At 70.9% G+C, this 3,492-nt stretch carries 3 protein-coding genes; 2 read left to right on the forward strand and 1 reads right to left on the reverse strand.

The window, feature by feature from the left end:
• Together AB0J09_RS59795 and AB0J09_RS59800 are read left to right on the forward strand one after the other, a co-directional pair.
• A partial coding sequence (locus AB0J09_RS59795) for a glutamate synthase-related protein (RefSeq protein WP_360712536.1) occupies positions 1–1,222 on the forward strand: 1,222 nt, incomplete at its 5' end.
• A gap of 76 nt (positions 1,223–1,298) precedes the next feature.
• The gene (locus AB0J09_RS59800) at positions 1,299–2,777 is read left to right on the forward strand and encodes a glutamate synthase subunit beta (protein ID WP_360712539.1); all 1,479 of its coding nucleotides are present in this window, start codon (positions 1,299–1,301) and stop codon (positions 2,775–2,777) included.
• A 42-nt stretch (positions 2,778–2,819) separates the two neighbouring features.
• On the opposite strand, the gene AB0J09_RS59805 is transcribed toward AB0J09_RS59800, so the two are convergent.
• Positions 2,820–3,492 (reverse strand): helix-turn-helix transcriptional regulator (locus AB0J09_RS59805; protein ID WP_360712542.1); only part of this gene is annotated, 673 nt, incomplete at its 5' end.

Consider the following 3,492-nt stretch of genomic DNA (forward strand, 5'->3'; position numbering starts at 1 on the left):
CATCGCCGCGCTCCTCGGCGCCGAGGAGTACGGCTTCGCCACCGCGCCCCTCGTCGTCAGCGGCTGCGTGATGATGCGGGTCTGCCACCTCGACACCTGCCCCGTGGGTGTCGCCACGCAGAACCCCGAGCTGCGCAAGCGCTTCACCGGCAAGCCGGAGTTCGTGGTCAACTTCTTCCAGTTCATCGCCGAGGAGATCCGCGAATACCTGGCCGAGCTGGGCTTCCGCTCGCTCGACGAGGCGATCGGCCACGTCGAGATGCTCGACATGTCGGCGGCCGAGAACCACTGGAAGGCCAGCGGCCTCAACCTGTCGCCGATCCTGCACCAGCCCGAGCTGCCCGCCGGCACCGCGCTGCACAGGCTCGTCGAGCAGGACCACGGCCTGCAGCACGCGCTGGACAACACGCTGATCCAGCTCGCCGAGGGCGCGCTCAACGAGGGCACCCCGGTCACGCTGGAGCTGCCCATCCGCAACGTCAACCGCACGGTCGGCACCATGCTCGGCTACCAGGTGACCAAGCGGTACGGCGGCAAGGGCCTGCCCGACAACACGATCGACATCTCGTTCACCGGCTCGGCGGGCAACTCGTTCGGCGCGTTCCTGCCGCGCGGGATCACGCTGAGGCTCACCGGCGACGCCAACGACTACCTCGGCAAGGGCCTGTCCGGCGGGCGGGTCACCGTCCGGCCGCACGAGGAGGCGCCGCTCGACGGCCACATCATCTCCGGAAACGTCGCGCTGTACGGCGCCACCTCCGGCGAGGTGTTCATCCGCGGCGTCGTCGGCGAGCGCTTCTGCGTCCGCAACTCCGGCGCCACAGCGGTCGTCGAGGGCGTGGGCGACCACGGCTGCGAGTACATGACCGGCGGCCGGGCCGTGGTGCTCGGCTCGACCGGGCGCAACTTCGCGGCCGGCATGTCGGGCGGCATCGCGTACCTGCTCGACCTGAAGCCCGAGCGGGTCAACCGCGAGATGGTCGCCATCGAGACGCTCACCGAGGAGGACGGCGAGTTCCTCAAGGAGACGGTCGAGAAGCACTTCGCGGAGACCGGCTCGCCGGTCGCCAAGGAGCTGCTGGCCGACTGGGACGCGGCGCTCGCCCGGTTCGGCAAGATCATGCCGACCGACTACAAGCGGGTGCTGGCGGCCGCCGAGGCCGCCCGCATCGAAGGCAGGGACATCGACGAGGCGGTCATGGCGGCCGCGGTGCAGTCATGACCCGCCGCAATGAGCCTGGCCATCATGGCGGGCTGTTCTGGCCAAAGCATGTGCAAGGTTAAGGGAGGCGTACCGAATGGCTGACCCCAAGGGTTTTCTCACGCATGACCGGGAGCTGCCGGCGCGCCGCCCCGTGGACGTCCGCATCAGCGACTGGCGCGAGGTCTACCAGGACTTCTCGCAGGAGAAGCTGACCAAGCAGGCGGCCCGCTGCATGGACTGCGGCATCCCGTTCTGCCACAACGGCTGCCCGCTCGGGAACCTCATCCCCGAGTGGAACGACCTCGTCTACCGCACCGACTGGCGCGAGGCGATCGAGCGGCTGCACGCCACGAACAACTTCCCCGAGTTCACGGGCCGGCTCTGCCCGGCCCCGTGCGAGGCGGCGTGCGTGCTCGGCATCAACTCCGACCCCGTGGCGATCAAGCGGGTCGAGGTCGAGATCATCGACCGGGCGTTCGCCGAGGGCTGGGTGACCCCGCAGCCCCCGGCCGTCAAGACCGGCAAGAGGGTCGCGGTCGTCGGTTCGGGCCCGGCGGGCCTCGCCGCGGCGCAGCAGCTCACCAGGGCCGGGCACGACGTGGTCGTGTTCGAGCGGGCCGACCGGATCGGCGGCCTGCTGCGGTACGGCATCCCCGAGTTCAAGATGGAGAAGCGGCACATCGAGCGCCGGCTCGAGCAGATGCGGGCCGAGGGCACCGAGTTCCGCACCAGCGTGAACGTCGGAGTCGACATCACCGCCGCCGAGCTGCGCGAGCAGTTCGACGCCGTGGTGCTGTCGGGCGGGGCCACCCAGTGGCGCGACCTGCCGGTGACCGGGCGCGAGCTCAAGGGCGTCTACCAGGCGATGGAGTACCTGCCGCTGTCCAACAAGGTCCAGGAGGGCGACTTCGGCAAGGCGCCCATCTCGGCCGAGGGCAAGCACGTGGTGGTGATCGGCGGCGGCGACACCGGCGCCGACTGCATCGGCACGGCGATCCGGCAGGGCGCCGAGTCCGTCACCCAGCTCGAGATCATGCCGCAGCCGCCCGCGGCCAGGCCCGGCAGCCAGCCGTGGCCGACGTTCCCCATCCTGTTCAAGATGGAGAGCGCGCACGAGGAGCTGGAGGACGGCGGGGGAGCGCGGGTCTACGCCGTCTCCACCACCGAGTTCGCCGGCGATGCCGAGGGCAACGTGCGGGCGCTGCGGCTGGTCGAGGTCGAGGGGCCGCAGAACGGGTTCAAGCCGATCCCGGGCACCGAGCGGGAGATCCCGGCCGAGCTGGTGACGCTGTCCATGGGCTTCCTCGGGCCGGAGAAGGGCGCGTTGCTGCAGGACCTCGCCGAGGCCGGTGGTGACGGCTTCTACGACGCGCGGGGAAACGTCTCGCGTGACAAGACGTACATGTCCAAGGTGGACGGCGTCTTCGTGGCCGGCGACATGGGGCGCGGGCAGTCGCTCATCGTGTGGGCCATCGCCGAGGGGCGGGCCGCCGCCTCGGGCGTGGACCGGTATCTGACCGGGGACACGGCGCTGCCGTACCCGATCCTGCCGACCGCGCGGCCGCTGGTGTGACCTTTCAGGGCCGGGGTCGCGTTCATCGCGACCCCGGCCTTTTCACGTGCATTCGCGGGCGATGACGTCGAGGACGCGCTGGGAGCCGGGGTCGGCGGCGCGGTAGATGACCAGCCGCTGCTCGGGTGACTGGATCGGGGCCAGCACCTCGAAAGCGATGGTCAGCGGGCCCTTCGTCTTGTGCCGCAGCCGCTTCTGGCCGCGGCCGTTCACCCGGACGTCGCGCAGCGCCCACAGGCGGGCGACCTCCTCGCTGCCGGTGGTGAGCTCGTCGATCAGCTCCGTCAGCGCCTTGTCGTCGGGGTGGGCCGCCCACGAGGCCCGCAGGTCGGCGATGCCCTCGCGCACCGTGCGCTCTCTGTCGCGGTAGAAGTCGCGCAGGCCCGGGTGCAGCATGCAGAGCCACAGCGTGTTGCGCTGCGGCGGGGGCAGCGTGGCCAGGTCCATCGACATCAGCGCCGCCATCTCGGGGTTCCATGCCAGGATGTCGAAGCGGTGGTTGACCAGCATGGCGGGCAGCGGCGACAGGTCCAGCACGAGCTGTGCCAGCGGACCGGCCTCGTCCGCCGGGAGAGCCTGCCTGGTGGGCCGCTGGCGGGCCAGGTCGAACAGGTAGGCCCGCTCGTCCTCGCTCAGCCGCAGCGCGCCTGCCAGCGCCTCCAGCACCTCGGGCGAGGGGCGCAGCCCGCGGCCCTGCTCCAGGCGGATCACGTAG

This window comes from Nonomuraea sp. NPDC049784 (assembly GCF_040659615.1).
Taxonomy (GTDB): Bacteria; Actinomycetota; Actinomycetes; order Streptosporangiales; family Streptosporangiaceae; genus Nonomuraea.